Source organism: Dorea acetigenes (assembly GCF_025567385.1).
GTDB lineage: Bacteria > Bacillota > Clostridia > Lachnospirales > Lachnospiraceae > Claveliimonas > Claveliimonas acetigenes.
This window is the reverse complement of the sequence record NZ_JAOQJU010000004.1, coordinates 108,861-124,969: the sequence shown is the minus strand read 5'-3', so window position 1 is coordinate 124,969 and position 16,109 is coordinate 108,861. Positions and strand designations below refer to the sequence as shown.

Here is a 16,109-nt window from a genome sequence, read left to right as displayed (position 1 = left end):
AAACCCCATAAGGACATCTCCATGCACTTCTTATTTATATCCATAATAAGTTCGGAACTGATAAGAAATCCCTCTTCTCAGACTACAAGTGCTCTCCAGTTCCATTTTGCATACACAACAGTCTGCCCGGAACCAGGTAAGCCCTTTTTCTCTCCGAAGGCATAACTCTGTCATATCCAGCGCCCGCATAGTCATCTTCTCCTTCTCCTTTAGAAACAGAAGAATCCGAAGATACTCCTTGTAGGATAAACCATCTGCCATATCCTCACCTTCTCCTGTATCCTCTTCCGTCCCCAAAGTAAGCAGAGCGGTCAAACGAAGCTGCCAGTTTTCCTCTGTCTTTACAAGTGCCACCCTGCTGCCGCCCAGGAGAGAGCGAAGATCCATGATACTTTCTCCAAAAGCCCATGCCAGCAGAAGAACCTGCGTCACTGCCCCTGTGAGCATAGGGAGCGCTGCCGCCGTACACAATGTCAATGCAAGCGACTCTGCCTGCGCACGCATTCCGGCGCTTCCCAAAATACACCCATAGTTGGGGGCGAAGCGAAGGAGAAGCAGCTTTTTTGCCACCGCTTCCAGATTCTCCCTATCGCTTCCCTTTCCTTCCAGAATATATTCCATCTCATAATCCAGAGCTTTATCTTCCTCTGCAATCGAATCCTCCGCCGTCTCGGTTTCTTCCACTGCCACAGAAAAATGCTCCAGAAGATATTCTCCGAACAAAAGCTTCGACTGTGTTCCTTCTTCGGCCACATCTTCAAAACTGCCATACCCCTGCTGCCGTTCCCTCTCTGATACCATTTCACTCAGAGAAAACTGTTTAGAAGAAACCGCTTTTCCACGGGGCATAACAATATCCAGAAGTGAACGGTTCCTTAACAGTTCCATGTTTGGCAGAGGATTGTTTTCAGTGGGAAGCGCGCCTTCATTTTCCAGAAGTCCCTGCTCCAGCTCTTCTCTTGCATCGTATTCTTCTCCCTGATACTCCCGCGCATGTTCTTCCTGTTCTTCCCAGACAGACGGCAGGCCTGCATACCTGTCCAGAAAATCCAGACCATATCTGTGCTGTACATACCGGACTGCCTGTTCATAGAACTCCTGTCCGGATTGATCTGTCAAGAGCCGAATCCGCGAAATCTTCTGCTCCATACCGGATGCTCCATAGAATTCAAGCCGCTCTTTGATCTTGTTTTCTTCATATTCTCCCGTCTCGTATCCCGCATCAAATGCAAAAATATCGAATTCTTCCAACAGTTCTTTTCTATACTCTGCAAACACAGATTCCACCGCGCGGTTCATATCCGCACGCCTGTAATTTTTCGCCATCTGGATGGAAGCTGCCTCCATAATCGACGCTGAGAAAGATATCAGCAACAAAAATATCAAACTTAAAAATGCTGTTACTTCCCCCTTCCGCATTTCTAAATTCCTGCACTTTCGCTGGTAATCTTCTGAAAAATGGTCTCCACCAGACTGGTTAATTGTGACTTAAAGATAATCACCAATCCAATCAACACAACCAAAATCAAAATAACCTCTACCACTCCAATTCCACTCTCATCCCGCAGACTCATCTCCAACCGTTCTTTTACTGTAAAAAATGCATGTTTCAGTCTCCACATAATCTTTCCTCCTTCGTTGAAATTTTTATATTTGTATAGATAAAAATGCCGGAACAATCACTATAACCAGAACAATCCCCAACATAAAAAACATAGGCAGCAAAAGTTTCGTACTTGCCTCTTCTCCCACTCTTTTTGCCAACGCTTTTCTTTCTTCAAACGCGTGAACCGCCTCCATCTGCAGCATCTCAGACAATCCCTTGGTTCCTTTCCTGAGATTCTGCGACAGCAGCGCCCCCAGCTTCAGATAAGCAGGAGTCTCACATCGCTTCCCGAACTGCTCATAACATTCCGCTTCCGTCATACCGCTTCTCATCTGCCGGCACGCTACAAGCATCTCTTCATAAGCAAAACGCTCTCCGGTTTTCGCTTTCTTTTTTTCATAATCATCCGTTATCTTCTTCCAGGCATTTTTAATCGTCATACCAGCTCCAAGCAACAGACACAGTTTATTTATAATTTCCGGATAATCCCGCATTAGCTGTATCCTGCGCTTTTTTACTTGTTTTTTCTCTTCCTGGCGAATCAGACAGCCTGTCAATCCCGCCGCAAATATTCCCAGCAGCAATACGCCGAACCACCTGAAATCTATCGGGCGGCGGTATGTAATTTTTTCACCTTCCACTTTCTTTGGCAATTCAATCGTTTCTTTAGACGAATTATTGTTTTCTTCATTTTGTATTTCCTCCAATATCTTTTCTACTTTTTCTTCTTCTTCGCTTAAGCGGGGCGGAAAAACTTTTACTGCCCTTTCATAAAGAGCTTCCTTCGTCTCGTCTTCCGTATACCTGAGAAACGCCTTAAGCTGCACCAGAATTCCATCCCGCTTTATATCCGGATTTTCCGATACTTCTTCTGCTATTTTTTTCTCCTGCAGTTTCCCCTGCATATTCATTACATCGTACCGGTCCAATTCCCACACAATTTCCACAGGCTCATCCGGAATCTCCGTTATCAGCTCAAGGTCAGAACGAACTTCATCCAGACTCTTATTCTCTCCCAGGATCAACAGATCCAGCCTTCGAATATTTTGTTCAAATACCTTCTTGATTTCCTCACTTGTATACTGTCTCTCGCCAACGGTAATCTCCAATGGTTCTTCCATCTTCTCGCCGCCGACGGTGACTTCCCTTTCTTCTGTCTTGCTTCCCTGCCCATAAGTATTACGCCTTATAACCTCTGCTTCCTTTCTGCTCTCCCGGACATCCATATATAAAAGCGACAGCGACAGAAAGACCGTTCCACATAACACCAGTATCATACTTCGATATTTATAATTTTTCGTCCCAGCAAATATGCCGCGATATATACGCCCAAACATCCGCTCATCACCCCAATTCCCACACTGCTGCCGTACAGAACATCCATAAATTCTGGAAAACTGACTTTCATATAAGCAATCACCCCGAAAGGAACTGCCGACATAACCTTAAATTCATACTTTTTCGCTGCAAGAATCGTCTCTATCTCTTCCGCCACCGCCAGCTTATCCTCAATCTGCCGGATTGCATTCTTTATAATTCCTGTCATATTGCCGCCGCTCCTTTTTGCCGCTGCAAAAACCGCCGCAAAATTATATACATCCTCCTGCCCGGTACGCTCTGCCCACTCTTCTATAATCTGTTCTATGGGAATATGCAGATGTATCTGCCGGATCATATAGGTAAATTCCCTCTGAATCGGTTCTGTATCACGATACAAAACCGACAGCTCTTTTTTCGTTTCCTTCATTGCATTTTCCACCGAATAGCCCGCACCAAGAGATGCGGATAAAGCCCGAATACTTTCCTGGAACTGCTTTTGAAATTCCACTCTTTTCTTCTCCATGCATTCCTGTTCCCACTGAAGAAAATACCCGAATCCTATTGGCAGAAGCGCCGGAACTGCCCAGAAAGAATCATAATATAAAAAAGCAATCAGCCCCATAAGTGCCATACACCGCACTGCCGTCAGCAGATATTCCCGCTTCTTAATATCCTGCCGAAAATAATTTGGCTTTATGAATAAGGTCATGAATCTGCTTCCATTCACCGGTTATCCTCTCCTTTTTCTCCGGATTTTCCCTGAATTCATACAGCACCTGCGTCTCAATCTTTTTGTTCCGGTATCCCAGAACTTCCACCACCTGCAGCACCTTTCTGCTCTTATCCCGAAGTCTGCCGATATGTATCACAATGTCTATCGCCGATGCAATCTGCCGCTGAATGGCTGCCAGTGGTATCTCCATTCCCATCAGCACCATGGTTTCCAGCCTGCGCAGCATATCCTCCGGGCTGTCCGAATGCCCGGTACTTAAGCTTCCCTTGTGTCCGGTAGACAGTGCCTTTATATGGACTCCCTATGTTCCCATCATGCAGAAATACAATAGCTTTACTTAATATACACTGTATATAACGTTATTATCTTGCCATTCCACAGTTGCAAAAAGAAAAGAGCGCCTTTCACAGCCCTCTTTCATATCGACTTTCTCATTCATTTGTCATACTCAACAGTTTTGCAACCAATGTCTCTAAACTTTTTCCCAAAAATGGGACAAAATCTGGTATTGCACCAAATGCCATCCCAATTATTATCATTCGACCACATTCTCTTGCAGATTCCAATGCAAATCCATAACTCAAAACACCTGTCAGAATAAATATAATTGATAAAAAGTAAAGCAAAATATTTCCCAATATCATCGGAATTTTTAATAACCAGTGAATCAATGTCATTACTGCAAGAATTAAATATAAAAACACTTTTATTATGTACTTAACCAACATTTTTAATCCCTCCCTTTTTTATCTTTCCGGACAGCAAGAATCTTGCCATCCGGACTTCCATTTTTTTGCTATCCGGACTTCCACTTTTTTGCTATCCGGGCTGCAAAATTCTTGCTATCCAATACAGTTCATTATCCTTTCGTGTATATCATTTCCGTCAAAATCATCTCTTCTGCATCATGACAAAGGGTATTCATCCTCCTTGTCCATTCCATGTTGTCTTGCCTTTTTAATTCCTCTGTAATTCCTTCTTTCTCCATCATCTGTTTTACTAATTGTTCTTCTCTATCCCTTGCTTCTGCATCAATCTGATTCAAATGCTCGACAAGTTTTCCTTGTAACAACAATATTTGATATTTTGCCTTTCTGTGTTCCTGTAAATAGCTTTTACGAAGCATCCCATATTTCCCATAAGTTGGTTCGATATCTGTAAGTGCCAATTCTGGCAAATAATAATCACCACATAACATATAAGTAAGTCCATTTTTCTCATCATAAATTTCGTTCTGCATAAAATATTCTCCTTTTCTTCCTATAATTGGTCGTACATCTTCAACAGTGTTCCCTTTTTCATTTGACTATATTTCACCTGTAATTCTTCATATTTTTTCTGAAGACTTTCATATTCGTTTTTCGGAACACTATCGGATAATTTCTGTTCTAAACTCTTAATCCGTGCTTCCTGTGCTTTTGCAATAGCATCACTTTTAGGATTTCGCAATATCATTCCCTGTTGTTTTTCCTTCAATTCCATCATGACCTGTTTCACATTCGGATTATTATAGAAAAAACCTCTAGAAAGTCCTGTTAGTTTTGTAAGTTCAGCAACTGAAATTTTTATATTTTTTCTATACATTGTTTCAATAGCTGTTATTGCTGTTTCCGTCATTTCCGCACTTTTTTCTTTTGCCAGTGCTACCATTTTATCGTGTTTCTGCATTTTCCTTTTCCCTCCTGTATTGTGCTAATAATTCATTCATTTCATCTCGTACAGCCTTTGTATCCTCCGCTAATGCTTCGTTTCTTAACCGCCGATAATGTGGTATGGTTCGTGTATCCTTATGCCCCAACAGCCTTGCAATGCTATCATCATCTAATTTCATTTCTGTAAGTTTTACTCCAAAAGTATGTCTAAAACGATGTGTACGAAACTCAAAATAATTTCCATTATCATCCCTGATATCATTTTCATAAATCATGATATTTACATGATATTTCAGCATTGAATCTGTATACAATTTTCCATTATCTTGCAGAAAAATATATTCTGAATCTGGATGCTCCTTTTCTGAAACTTCTATTGCTTTTCTAATCAATTCTGCCAGCTGATCGCTAACTGGTCTTTTGTATTTCCTTGTTTTCTGCTGGATAATAGTTATAAAATAATGTCCAGATTTCTCAGATAAGCAATCCCTTCGCAAAGTCAACGTATCCTCTATTCTTGTACCGAGCATCTGATGTATTATTAAACATCTGCCTAACTGGGGCTTTAATTTTGTTAATGCACAATTAAATCTTCTGATTTCTGCATCTGAATACGCTTCTGGTAAAGCGTTGTCATATGCTCTGCAATCACTGGACAGAAAAAGGTTGCATATATTTCCTATTTCCAGTTCACGCCCTATTTCATCCAACAGATTATCCAAAACCGACAGCTCTGTCGTGTAACTGACTGATGTAAGACCGGTATCCGTTTTTATATAAACCAGATAATCTTCTATCATATCCCTGCTAATTTCTGTAAAGTGCTTTACTTCTGGGAATCGATCATACATGAAACTAGCAAACCGACGGAATCCACGCAATTCACCTTTTATACTACCCATTGCTTTTGTCTGGCAGTGGCTATACAATATTTTCTTTATTATCTCTTTAAATTCTTTCTGCCTGATCTCACGAAAATCTAATCTATATCTTCCACGAATCGGATTACTCCTTGGCACAATATCCAACTTTCTCATATCCCATACATCTTTTTCATTTTCTGGAATATCTGCTGTTTTACACTTCACAACATACTCATAATACATTTTCAGAAAAGAAATCTGAGCGCTACTTTGTTGCTCAACATTCCGCCTATCCGGTCTATTTCTTCTAACATACAGCGCCAATCCTTTTTTATATAAAAATGCTTTATAACTTCTCTCCAGTTCTTCCCATTTTTTATCAGTGATGCTGCTACAACTTGTACACTTCTCATTCAGAAATTCTTTCAACAGATCAAATCTGTAAATATCATTTACTACTGTTGATAATGACAAACGTCTACATCTATCATCGATATACCCATAAATCTCATCCTGCATCTTTTCATTATGAATCTCTGATATGTAGTACACCCTGTTTTCCTTCCATTTCAGTCCTGCCAACTGTTTTTCTGTAGCTTGTTGATAACAGTCATACGAAATCAAATTAATATTACCTTTCATCATCTTCTGCTCCTTTCAATTTAAATGACTGATTTTTAAAGAAATATTTATCTTCAGCCGATACAATACGTTCCGGCATGAAATCAATGTACTGTTTTGTCATATTCTCACTTGAATGTCCTAGATAATCTCGTACCCCTTGTATAGAAACCCCATTTCCGTACATTGAAGTTGCAAGGTTATGTCTGTAATCGTGTGCTCTAAAGATATAATCTCCGCAGGCAATCCCACGAACCTTACACTCCCGAATCATCTGATTTGAAAATGTCTGTCCATTAAATGCACCACCCTTTTTATTTTTGAATAAATACTCCCCATTTTTTATTCCATACTTTTTTTCATAATCATTCACCAGTCCAACCAATAAACTAGGAACAGGAATGACTTTTTCTCTCCGCATTTTGCTTTGATATATGCGCATCCAATTCTCATTGCCTTGTGAATAAAAGGCTCCCGATTTTATTGTGCAAACCTCGCTTTTCCTAATTCCTGTGCAAAACAAAATCAAATACATCAACTGTAAATGCTCTGGGAATGCCGGCAGCTCCTTAATTAGATGAGCAATTGTTTTTTCTGGAACACTTCTTTCATTGTGTTCCGAAAAACCTTTTTTTAAAAATCGTTCCGGATAAAACTTCAACACTTCAATATTTTTCATTTTCAAAAACTGTAGAAATGTATGCATATGTGTGATATATCGGTTAAAAGTGGAATACTTAATATCGGACTCATCCAAAGCAGACACATAATCCGCTATATCTTGCATCTCCAGTTCAGTTACTTTCTTACTCTGTCCATCCAGATATTTTAAAAATTGTGAAATAAAACTTATTGTATTTCGGATATTTGATAAAGACAGATCAGATATCCCGACCAAATATTTTGCGTATAATTGTAAATACCAACGATTTTCTTTTTCGTAAATATTAATAAATGAAAGGCTTTTAACAGGTGAACTGGCATTGATTCTCGATTTATCAAACTGAAACCTATCCATATACCAGATACACGCTTGCCAATTTGTCTCTGAATCTGTTAGAAATAACGTTCTTCTCGCAAACTCAACAATCTTAGAAGCCTGTTTTTTTATAATTTCCGACTCTTTGTTTAAATACAGATAAAATCTGTTTTCATCTGCCTGTTCCATTTCTTCAATATCATCTATTCCGTACTTATCGCAAAACCGTATAAGTGCTTTTAATGGTTCTAAAAAATATCTTCGATGTCTTTGTACCTTATCCATATTCAGAATTTCACACAGCAATATTTTTGTCTGTCGCACCAACTGTGATGAATGTATCCTCGTTAAGTCCCATAACAAATCATTCTTATCGACCACCTGACGAAAAGAGTGTGCTTTCTTCTTATTGGGGACATACAGCAAAAACAATTTGTCTTGCTTAAAAAACTCCTGTTCTACAGAGAAGGGATTTCCTTGTGAATAGACATCCGGCATATTTTCTATTTTTAAACGATCAAATAAGCTCAGTAATTCCGCTTTATATTTTTCTGAAATATCCTCTTTTTCAAGAGAATCCATATACATTTTTCTCGTTTCATAGTTAATATCTGCAGTACACTGTATATCTGTATACTGGAAAAATTTGTATAACCGGTTATAGTATTTTGCTTCTCCATTCGTAACTAAAGATATTTCTTCCTTTAATTTCTCGGATATTTTTTCCTGATATAACTTCGGAACAATTTTTAATACTGCCAAGGTAATCCCTCCTTCCTTTTACAGAAAATCTGCAATTTGGTATAAATCTTCATTATTTGAGTAGTATTGATCTGTCGCTTCTATCAATCGTTCATTATTTTCACCCAAGTATTTAATGGTAGTTTCAACTTTCTTATGCCCCAGGGCAAAACGAATGTCATTCAAATCCCATCCTTCTTTTCTTCTTTCCTCCGCAAAATAGTGTCGGAGCTGATGCGGATGAGAATTGATATCCGTTTTTTGGGATAGCCTTTTCAACATGCTATACACAGAATCCGCATCTAATGGCTCTCCTTTGTTTTTTCCAGTCAATTTTGTAAATAAATACTCCGAGTTCATCAGACTTTTTCGGTTATCAGAAATGTACTTAACCAAGAACTCAAAAGTTGTATTACTTAACAAAGCCATTCTATATTCTGCATTTTTTGCTCTTGCCAAGTTGGTATTGTATTCACGATACCTTACCCGAACCGTTCTTCTTTCAAAATCAATATCTTCGGTATAATGGATTCCCAGAATTTCCCCTAATCTAAGACCGGTTTCTGCCATCATTGCTATCAGCAATCGATCTCTATCATTCGAACAGGCATTTATCAGCTCCTGTATTTCTTCGGATGTTATTTCTTCCAGATTAGGTTCTTCTTCTTTGAAGAAACCTTTAAACGAATTCACTGCATTTTGATGATTTACTCCCATACTGTCAAAATACGATACTTTTTTTACTCGTAAGGCTTTAAGCATTGGCAAAACATCTTCCAGTGCCAAAAACTGGTAGTATCTGAAGACTGCACCAAGATACATATTGCAGGTCTTATTGCTCGTCTGTGTATTATGCTCAGTATGCTTTCCACTCTTAACCCAATACAAGAAATCAATAAAATGTTTATTCTGCTCTGAATAAGATAGCAATATAATCTCATCCAATCCTATCGTTTGCTCCTGCAGAAAATTGTAATAATATGAAAGTGCGAAAGCTGCGGATTTTACAGTATTCGGAGAAGCATTAATCTGATCCAGATGCTTCAAATACTTTGATGGAAGGATTTCAATTTCTTCAATATCAGAAATAATCAAAAAACGTGGTCTATTATCTTTCAAAATCGAAACAACCCTATATTTCAATCCACAGCCCTCCTTCCTTTCTTTTTGATTTGTTTGACTTCTTTGACTTCTTGATTTACATTATACACAAAGACGTCAAAATGTCAATTACGTTTTTGATTTCTTTGACTTTTAAGGGAATATCAATAAAGTATTTTTTGATTTCTTTATGTTTTAAATTGATTTTTAGGGATATAATTGATAAGATAAAATACAAGAAGTCAATTTATACAAAGTCAAAGAAATCAAGAGGAGATTTGAATGAACGAATTTATATCAAATTCAGGCACACTAATAAATCCTGACAGCGTTTACGATCAGGAAAGATTCATCAATATACTTCAAATCATTTTACAGAAAAAAACACAAAAAGAATTATCTGAACAAACAGGCTTAAATAATGCAACCATTTCACGAATGCTCAACGGTGCCCGATCTGGAAGACCATATAAAAGCACTATTGATAAAATTGCAAAAGCCATTGATGATCCAGAACTTATCCAAGAATTATATGATGCAACGGGATATTCTTCTAAAAAAATACGGGAACGAAAAAAGATAATTGCAGACAATGGATTTTCTTTGGATCTCTCTACTGTTCAGGTGCATGAAAAGTTTTTTTCTACCTTAATGCGTGGACTTTCCATGATGACAAGTCTGCATAAAGTTGAATGGACAATAAAATCTGGAACGCCCAGATCATACGATTATTTAATTGAATTAAAAGAGGGAAATATAGATTATTGGTATATTAGATATGTAGATAGAATTACTTCTGATGAAGAAAGGAAAAAAGCCTTAACTGCCATTTATGGAGAATTTGCAAAATTGAAATTGGGCGGAAAAATCAAAGTTTCTTGCGCCACTCCTTCTTACGAAGATTATGATTATTTTGTTACAATTCCACCATTCCAATTAAATACAAATGCTTCAATTATATATTTTGATTCTGAACTCGAAAGATTTGCAGACGAAACCTTTTTAGAGACAGCTTTACCACTTAAAGAAAATATTCCTGTTAAGGATTTTTGTAATCTTACCGAATCACTGATACTATAACTTTTTGATTTTATCACAGAGAGAGTTGCTTATGGCTCTCTCTTTTTTTAACGCTTCCTCCTCCCATATTCTAACTCATTATGGCAAATCATTTTCTAAAGCAAGTATCGCCTAGAGTAACTCAAAATCCCATTTCTGGATTATGATTCTCTGACGAACTTAATGGAGATTACGATTCCCCATACCCTCAATATCACAAAATATCAAATTTTGCTATTAGCTCATAATAAATTTTCGCAGCTATCTGTTTTTGCACTCATAGTTATCAAAAGCTTTTTATAACCATCTGCTTCTACCAGTAACAAAATGTCAATAGTTTTTTAATCACTTTTTCAAAAAAGGCAAAAAAATAGAACGTATAGATTATTTCCATACGCTCTATCTCACATTTCATATTAAATTTTTGAATTCTACAAACTGGAATTTATCTGCTTATGTTACGTACTTTCGTTGCTAACCTTTTCCTCCCTTACCAATCCTTTTTTTCTTTTGTACAGTCATGGTTCTTTTTGCGTTCTTCCACCATATTTGCAAACCATTCCACCTTAGCCGGGTCATAGTGGGAAAAGAAAGCACTCATTTTCGTGTCCAGTGCGGCAATTCTTGCCATATCCTCCGCAGAGAGTGCAAAGTCGAATACATTCAGGTTTTCCTGCATTCGTTCAATATGTGTGGACTTTGGAATCACCACTACGCCTCGTTGCAAATGCCAGCGGAGAATAACCTGTGCTGCACTTTTACCATACTTTTTGCCGATTTCATTCAGCACAGGATTCTGAAACATATTCCCTCTGCCTTCGCCAAACGGAGCCCAGGCCTCAATCTGTACGCTGTACTTGTCCATCCACTTCTTTGCCTCTTCCTGCTGATAGAAAGGATGTACCTCCACCTGATTTACCATCGGTTTAATGCGGGAAAAGGAGCAAATATCCACCAAACGGTCAGGATAAAAATTAGATACACCAATGGCACGAATTTTTCCTTCTTCGTATAGTTCTTCCAGTGCCCGCCATGCCCCGTAATAATCCGAATACGGCTGATGCAGCAGGCAAAGATCAAGATAATCTGTACGTAGCTTTTCCATAGAGTCTAAAACCGACGCTTTAGCTTTCTCATAGCCGTAATGCTCGATCCAGACCTTTGTGGTCAGGAAAATATCTTTACGGTCAACACCGGTTTTTTCGATTGCTGCACCGACCTGCTCTTCATTAAAATAGCTTTGTGCCGTATCAATGGCACGATAGCCGGCCTTTAGTGCATCCAGTACGCAACGTTCGCATTCCTCCTGTGGCACCTGAAATACACCATAGCCCAACTGTGGCATTTTCACACCATTGCTCAAAGTAATATAGTCCATAACAAAAACCTCCTGTTGTATTAAATTTTATTCTGTGATATTATCGTAACAGCCGGTAGTTACTACCGGTCAAGGATTTTTTTCAAAAACAGGAGGCTTTTTTGTGTATTCTATGAAAGAGGCTTGTACTCTCACCAATATGACCTATGAAAATCTGAAATTCTACTGCAACGAGGGATTGGTCCCCAATGTCAAGCGAGACAGACGAAATTATCGTGTCTTTGACGAACATGACATCAAATGGATTCAGAGTCTGAACTGCCTGAAAAGCTGTGGAATGAGCATTGCAGAGATGAAGCAATATCTTGCTTTGTGCATGGAGGGCGAAGGCACAATTCCAGAACGTAAGGTGATTCTTGCGGAAAAAAAAGAAACCTTGCTCCAATCCATTGTTGAACTGCAAAAGGCAGTGGCATACATTGACTGGAAGCAGAGATTCTATGACGATGTGCTGTCAGGCAAGACAGCGTATTACAGTAATCTTGTTCCGGAATTGCTGAAGTGATATATCGGTACAGTTGACACAGCAACTTCCGATTTTCTCAATTCTCCAAACTTGAATTTATTTGGAAGATTTTATTATCCATTCATCAAGAAATTTCATTTGTTCATCCGTATGAAACCAATGCTCTCTATTTTTCATAATAGAAAGTGTTGAATTAGTCCTCTGTACAAATTCAAATATCGTTCCATAAGCGGTAAGATTATCTTTTTCACCATACAAAATGTGCGTTGGGATTTCCCATATAATAGGATTTTCTCTTGCATAGCAAAGATAATCCCATGAAAGAGTCTCTCCAAAGGTTGTCTGAATTTCTTTTTTCTCTTTGAGTTCATCCTCTGTAACATTTGCCCAAATCATCATATCAGCAATAAGCCTTTCCATATCTACAACGGGCGAAATAAAATATGCTTTCTCTATTTGCTGATTTGATAAGGCATTGATAGCAAAATACGCTCCAATGCTATTGGCAATTACTTCGACAGTCTTGTAGTTTCTATAAATTGAATTAAAAAGTAATGGAAATTCTTCTTTTGCTTCCCATGGAAACTGTGCAGTATAGTCAACATAGACTGTCTGCCCGATTTTCTTTGTAAATGTGTTACCCTCTGTTTTTGTATTCATCATTTTTTCCATAATCATTTTTCCTTTCTTTTGGAGCCCCAGCAGAGAGTCATTCCATTGGTCTCTGTCAGAACATTATTCTTTAAATCAGGCCCAAAATGGGCACTTCCAGTTTCACAGGCTACCTATATATAGCCTTTTCATTTTTGCTTGCAAAAAGCCTTGTGATCACAGCACTTTTTTAACGTAAAAAGCGTTTTAATATGATGCAGCCAACGACAAGAAGCATATCTAACAAATATCATTGTCTATCACTTCTGTTTTCTCTGCCGATATCTCTCTGGTTAATGCCTAATAATCTTCCCTGCCAGACAAGACGATAAGTACAGCGTTTGCTTCTATCGTGTTTCCAAATACTTTCTTCCATCATACGATGGTTCTTCATCAAGTTCCAGTCCGTGACGTTTACAGATATCTAAAAACATTGTCCGGCAGGCAGAATCGGCTGCAGATTCAAAATTATATTATTCAAAAATAAATAAAAATGGATTCCACCAAAATACCCATCACCAAAAATGTACTGGACACTTCTATTCATTATATTTGCACCAACAACTTGAAGTTATCTTCCTGCTTACGACTTTCCAACAACATAAACTCCAAATATCATTTTGATAATATAAAGATACTTCTTTCTTACCCCAGAGCAAGATCCACCTGTGTTTAACAATATTGTCTTTCATCACAATATTCTCTCATCAGGTTTTCATCTTGCTGGGGATTCCCCAAACCCATTTTTCTATTTATGCCGAGGTCTCAGTACACACTAGAGCAAGATCCACCCCGGTAATACCATATCGCTATTTTAGCAATATAGTATTTTCCGGACGTAGGAATCTTGCTGAGGATTGTGCTCCCCAGTTCCTCACATTCAGCATAAATATACACTTGGTTCCCCGAATTTTTCCGGTCACAACACAGGGATATAAAATAGGCTAAATATCCCTATATCCCTGTGAAATCACTGTGTGATTATAAAAACAGCAAGGACAGGAAGTGTGGATACACTTCCGCAAAATTGCCAATTTCGGAGCCATATCCAAAATTGAAAAATACATAAAAATCAAAAATCCGAAACCTTACTTGATATCCAAATTTATAATTTTTACAGATTACCAAAAAACCAATATGAGAATTTTACAAATTTTGTACCACCTGTAAAATTCCCATATTGGTTTTCATTCAGCTTTTATGGATTTGGAATATTCTATATTTTCCAAATATTCTGTGCATTAGCTAAGAGCCATTCTGCACGATTTTCTATTTCATGTTCGTTCCAATCATTTTTTTGAAGTACGTCATGTAATGTATAAAGTCCGCTCGCACACAAAAGTAAACCTGGTTTATTTTGTCCCTTTCCTGCCTTTTTTACATTCCATGCAGCATCACGTATAGATGCATTTAAAGCTTGTGGAATAATCGCCAAATTCCCCAATGTCAGTAATAGAGAATCTCTTTTTTTTGCATCATCTTCTGTCGCGCAAGCTCCCCAATTATTTCTCCATTTCTTTGGCATTAAATGTTCCAAACTGTAATTATTAAATCCAAGCAATGCTGTAGAACTATTGTCTGAACGAATTTTACTTTCTAACAAATAAATAATTCCTTTTGATTGCAGATTAACCAGTTTTGATGTTTCAAAGCCAATTTTCATTTCATTATCATCTGGACAATATGTAGTTGCATCACCAATTCCTTTTAAACGTAAAGTTAAAGTCTGCGAATCCAGCACTTTATTCAAAATCAATGAAGTAAATAAATTATTGTAACTTTTAGTAGATGCATGTACCACAACTCTTCTCATTATATAACTTTCCAAAATTCCATACATTTTATTTAGCTCGTTTTTGTCCTGCACGTTTTTTGCAATATATAAAATATATGGTATCATCGTCGTATTTTTTAATCCAAAAATCACAACATTTATACGTTCAATACCTTCTTCCTTCGGTATACTCATTCCACATTGATTTGGCTTCAAATTATTTCTGAAACACTCCGCATATTCTTTCATCTGATCTAGCACAATATTTTTATTGCCACCACAATACTTATTAATGAAATGCTGATAAGACTGAGCAAGCCTGTCTACCCTGGAATACATAAGTTTGTCTTCATTAGAAATATTGTACTGCTTATCCTGAATAAATAATTGAAAATAGGAATCAAAGAATATGTCAATAATTGCTCTCTTTATTCGTCCTGTCTCAATTTCCCTATCCCAATATACTTTAGTCTCATCATCTTTTTCAAATACATCTGCCCATTTTCTTTCATATTCGCCAACAGTCTCTCGATTGAAAAAATAATTTTTTAATAACTCAGATGTAGTAAGATTCACGCCCAAAGAATTAATTGTATCAAAAATCTGCTGTTCGTCTTCATCCGCATCCAAATCAATACGAACAAATTGCGTATTTACAAATATTGTCATAATGTCCAACTTACTTTCGTCAATATGTTCCACAAAATAATTAAATGCTCCTATTATTCTGGACGCCGGCTCTGGATTGTCGATTATTTCCGCTTTGCTTAATGTCATTACTTTTTCAAAAGCCTGTATATCATTCCTTCCATGCCTAAGCGCAATCATTTGACCCATGATTCTAAATTGGCAGTCAAACAGTGCAGTCTGTCCTAATTTTAAGCAAAGCACTTTCATAAAAATCAAAAAAGTTGTTAATCTCTGCTGACCATCAACTATAGTTCTACAATCTGCAAAATTTTCTCCTTGCCTAGGTTTGCGACCTTCTTTTAAAATAATAGAGCCCAAAAAATGTGGTTTTTTTGTCTTTACTACAAACTCCATATCTTCAAGAAGTCGCCCCCAGAGATCTTCTTTCCACACATACGATCTCTGAAAAAAAGGGACTTCCACCAATGTCGAATTATTAAAAATATTGGTAATTAACGCTTTATGTGCATCCATC

At 37.7% G+C, this 16,109-nt stretch carries 17 protein-coding genes; 2 read left to right on the top strand and 15 right to left on the bottom strand.

Annotated features, from left to right (window positions below; all coding sequences use genetic code 11):
* Window positions 1-30 precede the first annotated feature (30 nt).
* From OCV99_RS06185 to OCV99_RS06135, 11 genes are all read right to left on the bottom strand, one after another.
* A complete protein-coding gene (locus tag OCV99_RS06185) occupies window positions 31-1,419 on the bottom strand; it encodes a DUF5702 domain-containing protein (protein WP_158369167.1) in 1,389 nt (462 codons plus the stop codon).
* 2 nt (window positions 1,420-1,421) lie between these two features.
* Window positions 1,422-1,574: a Flp1 family type IVb pilin gene (locus OCV99_RS06180; protein ID WP_158369277.1), complete on the bottom strand. Its 153-nt coding sequence runs from the start codon at window positions 1,572-1,574 to the stop codon at window positions 1,422-1,424.
* 73 nt (window positions 1,575-1,647) lie between these two features.
* Window positions 1,648-2,943 carry a type II secretion system F family protein gene (locus tag OCV99_RS06175; RefSeq protein WP_227193416.1) on the bottom strand — a complete coding sequence of 432 codons (1,296 nt, stop codon included), beginning with the start codon at window positions 2,941-2,943 and terminating at the stop codon, window positions 1,648-1,650.
* A complete protein-coding gene (locus OCV99_RS06170) occupies window positions 2,880-3,635 on the bottom strand; it encodes a type II secretion system F family protein (protein ID WP_227193415.1) in 756 nt (251 codons plus the stop codon). The genes OCV99_RS06175 and OCV99_RS06170 overlap by 64 nt, the downstream gene beginning before the upstream one ends.
* Window positions 3,592-3,942, bottom strand: a complete 351-nt coding sequence (locus OCV99_RS06165) for a CpaF/VirB11 family protein (protein ID WP_262575047.1) — start codon at window positions 3,940-3,942, stop codon at window positions 3,592-3,594. Before OCV99_RS06165 ends, OCV99_RS06170 begins: the two co-directional genes overlap by 44 nt.
* A gap of 148 nt (window positions 3,943-4,090) precedes the next feature.
* Window positions 4,091-4,387, bottom strand: coding sequence for a hypothetical protein (locus OCV99_RS06160; protein ID WP_055151996.1), 297 nt, complete (start codon window positions 4,385-4,387; stop codon window positions 4,091-4,093).
* A 131-nt stretch (window positions 4,388-4,518) separates the two neighbouring features.
* A complete protein-coding gene (locus tag OCV99_RS06155; protein WP_055151993.1) occupies window positions 4,519-4,899 on the bottom strand; it encodes a TnpV protein in 381 nt (126 codons plus the stop codon).
* A 20-nt stretch (window positions 4,900-4,919) separates the two neighbouring features.
* Window positions 4,920-5,327 carry a DUF6262 family protein gene (locus OCV99_RS06150; RefSeq protein WP_008374214.1) on the bottom strand — a complete coding sequence of 136 codons (408 nt, stop codon included), beginning with the start codon at window positions 5,325-5,327 and terminating at the stop codon, window positions 4,920-4,922.
* Window positions 5,311-6,693, bottom strand: coding sequence for a tyrosine-type recombinase/integrase (locus OCV99_RS06145; protein WP_262575015.1), 1,383 nt, complete (start codon window positions 6,691-6,693; stop codon window positions 5,311-5,313). Before OCV99_RS06145 ends, OCV99_RS06150 begins: the two co-directional genes overlap by 17 nt.
* 112 nt (window positions 6,694-6,805) lie before the next feature.
* Window positions 6,806-8,536, bottom strand: a complete 1,731-nt coding sequence (locus OCV99_RS06140; protein ID WP_055151987.1) for a tyrosine-type recombinase/integrase — start codon at window positions 8,534-8,536, stop codon at window positions 6,806-6,808.
* Window positions 8,537-8,554: 18 nt separating this feature from the next.
* Window positions 8,555-9,658: a tyrosine-type recombinase/integrase gene (locus OCV99_RS06135; protein WP_055151984.1), complete on the bottom strand. Its 1,104-nt coding sequence runs from the start codon at window positions 9,656-9,658 to the stop codon at window positions 8,555-8,557.
* 240 nt (window positions 9,659-9,898) lie between these two features.
* Between OCV99_RS06135 and OCV99_RS06130 the strand changes: the two genes are divergently transcribed.
* Complete coding sequence (locus OCV99_RS06130) at window positions 9,899-10,696, top strand: helix-turn-helix domain-containing protein (protein ID WP_055151981.1); 798 nt, start codon at window positions 9,899-9,901, stop codon at window positions 10,694-10,696.
* Between the two features lie 469 nt (window positions 10,697-11,165).
* Here the strand turns inward: OCV99_RS06130 and OCV99_RS06125 are convergent, their stop codons facing one another.
* A complete protein-coding gene (locus tag OCV99_RS06125; protein ID WP_055151978.1) occupies window positions 11,166-12,053 on the bottom strand; it encodes an aldo/keto reductase in 888 nt (295 codons plus the stop codon).
* 112 nt (window positions 12,054-12,165) lie between these two features.
* Here OCV99_RS06125 and OCV99_RS06120 point away from each other — a divergent pair, with 112 nt between their 5' ends.
* Window positions 12,166-12,558, top strand: a complete 393-nt coding sequence (locus tag OCV99_RS06120; protein WP_207747255.1) for a MerR family transcriptional regulator — start codon at window positions 12,166-12,168, stop codon at window positions 12,556-12,558.
* Between the two features lie 57 nt (window positions 12,559-12,615).
* Here OCV99_RS06120 and OCV99_RS06115 read toward each other — a convergent pair whose 3' ends face one another.
* The 3 genes from OCV99_RS06115 to OCV99_RS06105 all read right to left on the bottom strand — a co-directional run bounded on the left by OCV99_RS06115 (window position 12,616) and on the right by OCV99_RS06105 (window position 16,108).
* Window positions 12,616-13,182, bottom strand: coding sequence for a hypothetical protein (locus OCV99_RS06115; RefSeq protein WP_055283378.1), 567 nt, complete (start codon window positions 13,180-13,182; stop codon window positions 12,616-12,618).
* A gap of 238 nt (window positions 13,183-13,420) precedes the next feature.
* Window positions 13,421-13,549 carry a hypothetical protein gene (locus tag OCV99_RS06110; protein ID WP_008374231.1) on the bottom strand — a complete coding sequence of 43 codons (129 nt, stop codon included), beginning with the start codon at window positions 13,547-13,549 and terminating at the stop codon, window positions 13,421-13,423.
* A gap of 837 nt (window positions 13,550-14,386) precedes the next feature.
* Window positions 14,387-16,108, bottom strand: coding sequence for a DUF262 domain-containing protein (locus OCV99_RS06105; RefSeq protein WP_055150156.1), 1,722 nt, complete (start codon window positions 16,106-16,108; stop codon window positions 14,387-14,389).
* Window position 16,109 lies beyond the last annotated feature (1 nt).

What these genes read in the sequence shown, in the direction of transcription:
- OCV99_RS06105 (WP_055150156.1), bottom strand. Translation starts at nt 16,108, where the DNA reads ATGGATGCACATAAAGCGTTAATTACCAATATTTTTAATAATTCGACA.
- OCV99_RS06155 (WP_055151993.1), bottom strand. Translation starts at nt 4,899, where the DNA reads ATGCAGAACGAAATTTATGATGAGAAAAATGGACTTACTTATATGTTA.
- OCV99_RS06160 (WP_055151996.1), bottom strand. Translation starts at nt 4,387, where the DNA reads ATGTTGGTTAAGTACATAATAAAAGTGTTTTTATATTTAATTCTTGCA.
- OCV99_RS06110 (WP_008374231.1), bottom strand. Translation starts at nt 13,549, where the DNA reads ATGATGGAAGAAAGTATTTGGAAACACGATAGAAGCAAACGCTGTACT.
- OCV99_RS06145 (WP_262575015.1), bottom strand. Translation starts at nt 6,693, where the DNA reads ATGCAGGATGAGATTTATGGGTATATCGATGATAGATGTAGACGTTTG.
- OCV99_RS06120 (WP_207747255.1), top strand. Translation starts at nt 12,166, where the DNA reads ATGAAAGAGGCTTGTACTCTCACCAATATGACCTATGAAAATCTGAAA.
- OCV99_RS06170 (WP_227193415.1), bottom strand. Translation starts at nt 3,635, where the DNA reads ATGACCTTATTCATAAAGCCAAATTATTTTCGGCAGGATATTAAGAAG.
- OCV99_RS06175 (WP_227193416.1), bottom strand. Translation starts at nt 2,943, where the DNA reads ATGTTTGGGCGTATATATCGCGGCATATTTGCTGGGACGAAAAATTAT.
- OCV99_RS06125 (WP_055151978.1), bottom strand. Translation starts at nt 12,053, where the DNA reads ATGGACTATATTACTTTGAGCAATGGTGTGAAAATGCCACAGTTGGGC.
- OCV99_RS06180 (WP_158369277.1), bottom strand. Translation starts at nt 1,574, where the DNA reads ATGAGTCTGCGGGATGAGAGTGGAATTGGAGTGGTAGAGGTTATTTTG.
- OCV99_RS06150 (WP_008374214.1), bottom strand. Translation starts at nt 5,327, where the DNA reads ATGCAGAAACACGATAAAATGGTAGCACTGGCAAAAGAAAAAAGTGCG.
- OCV99_RS06115 (WP_055283378.1), bottom strand. Translation starts at nt 13,182, where the DNA reads ATGATGAATACAAAAACAGAGGGTAACACATTTACAAAGAAAATCGGG.
- OCV99_RS06130 (WP_055151981.1), top strand. Translation starts at nt 9,899, where the DNA reads ATGAACGAATTTATATCAAATTCAGGCACACTAATAAATCCTGACAGC.
- OCV99_RS06185 (WP_158369167.1), bottom strand. Translation starts at nt 1,419, where the DNA reads ATGCGGAAGGGGGAAGTAACAGCATTTTTAAGTTTGATATTTTTGTTG.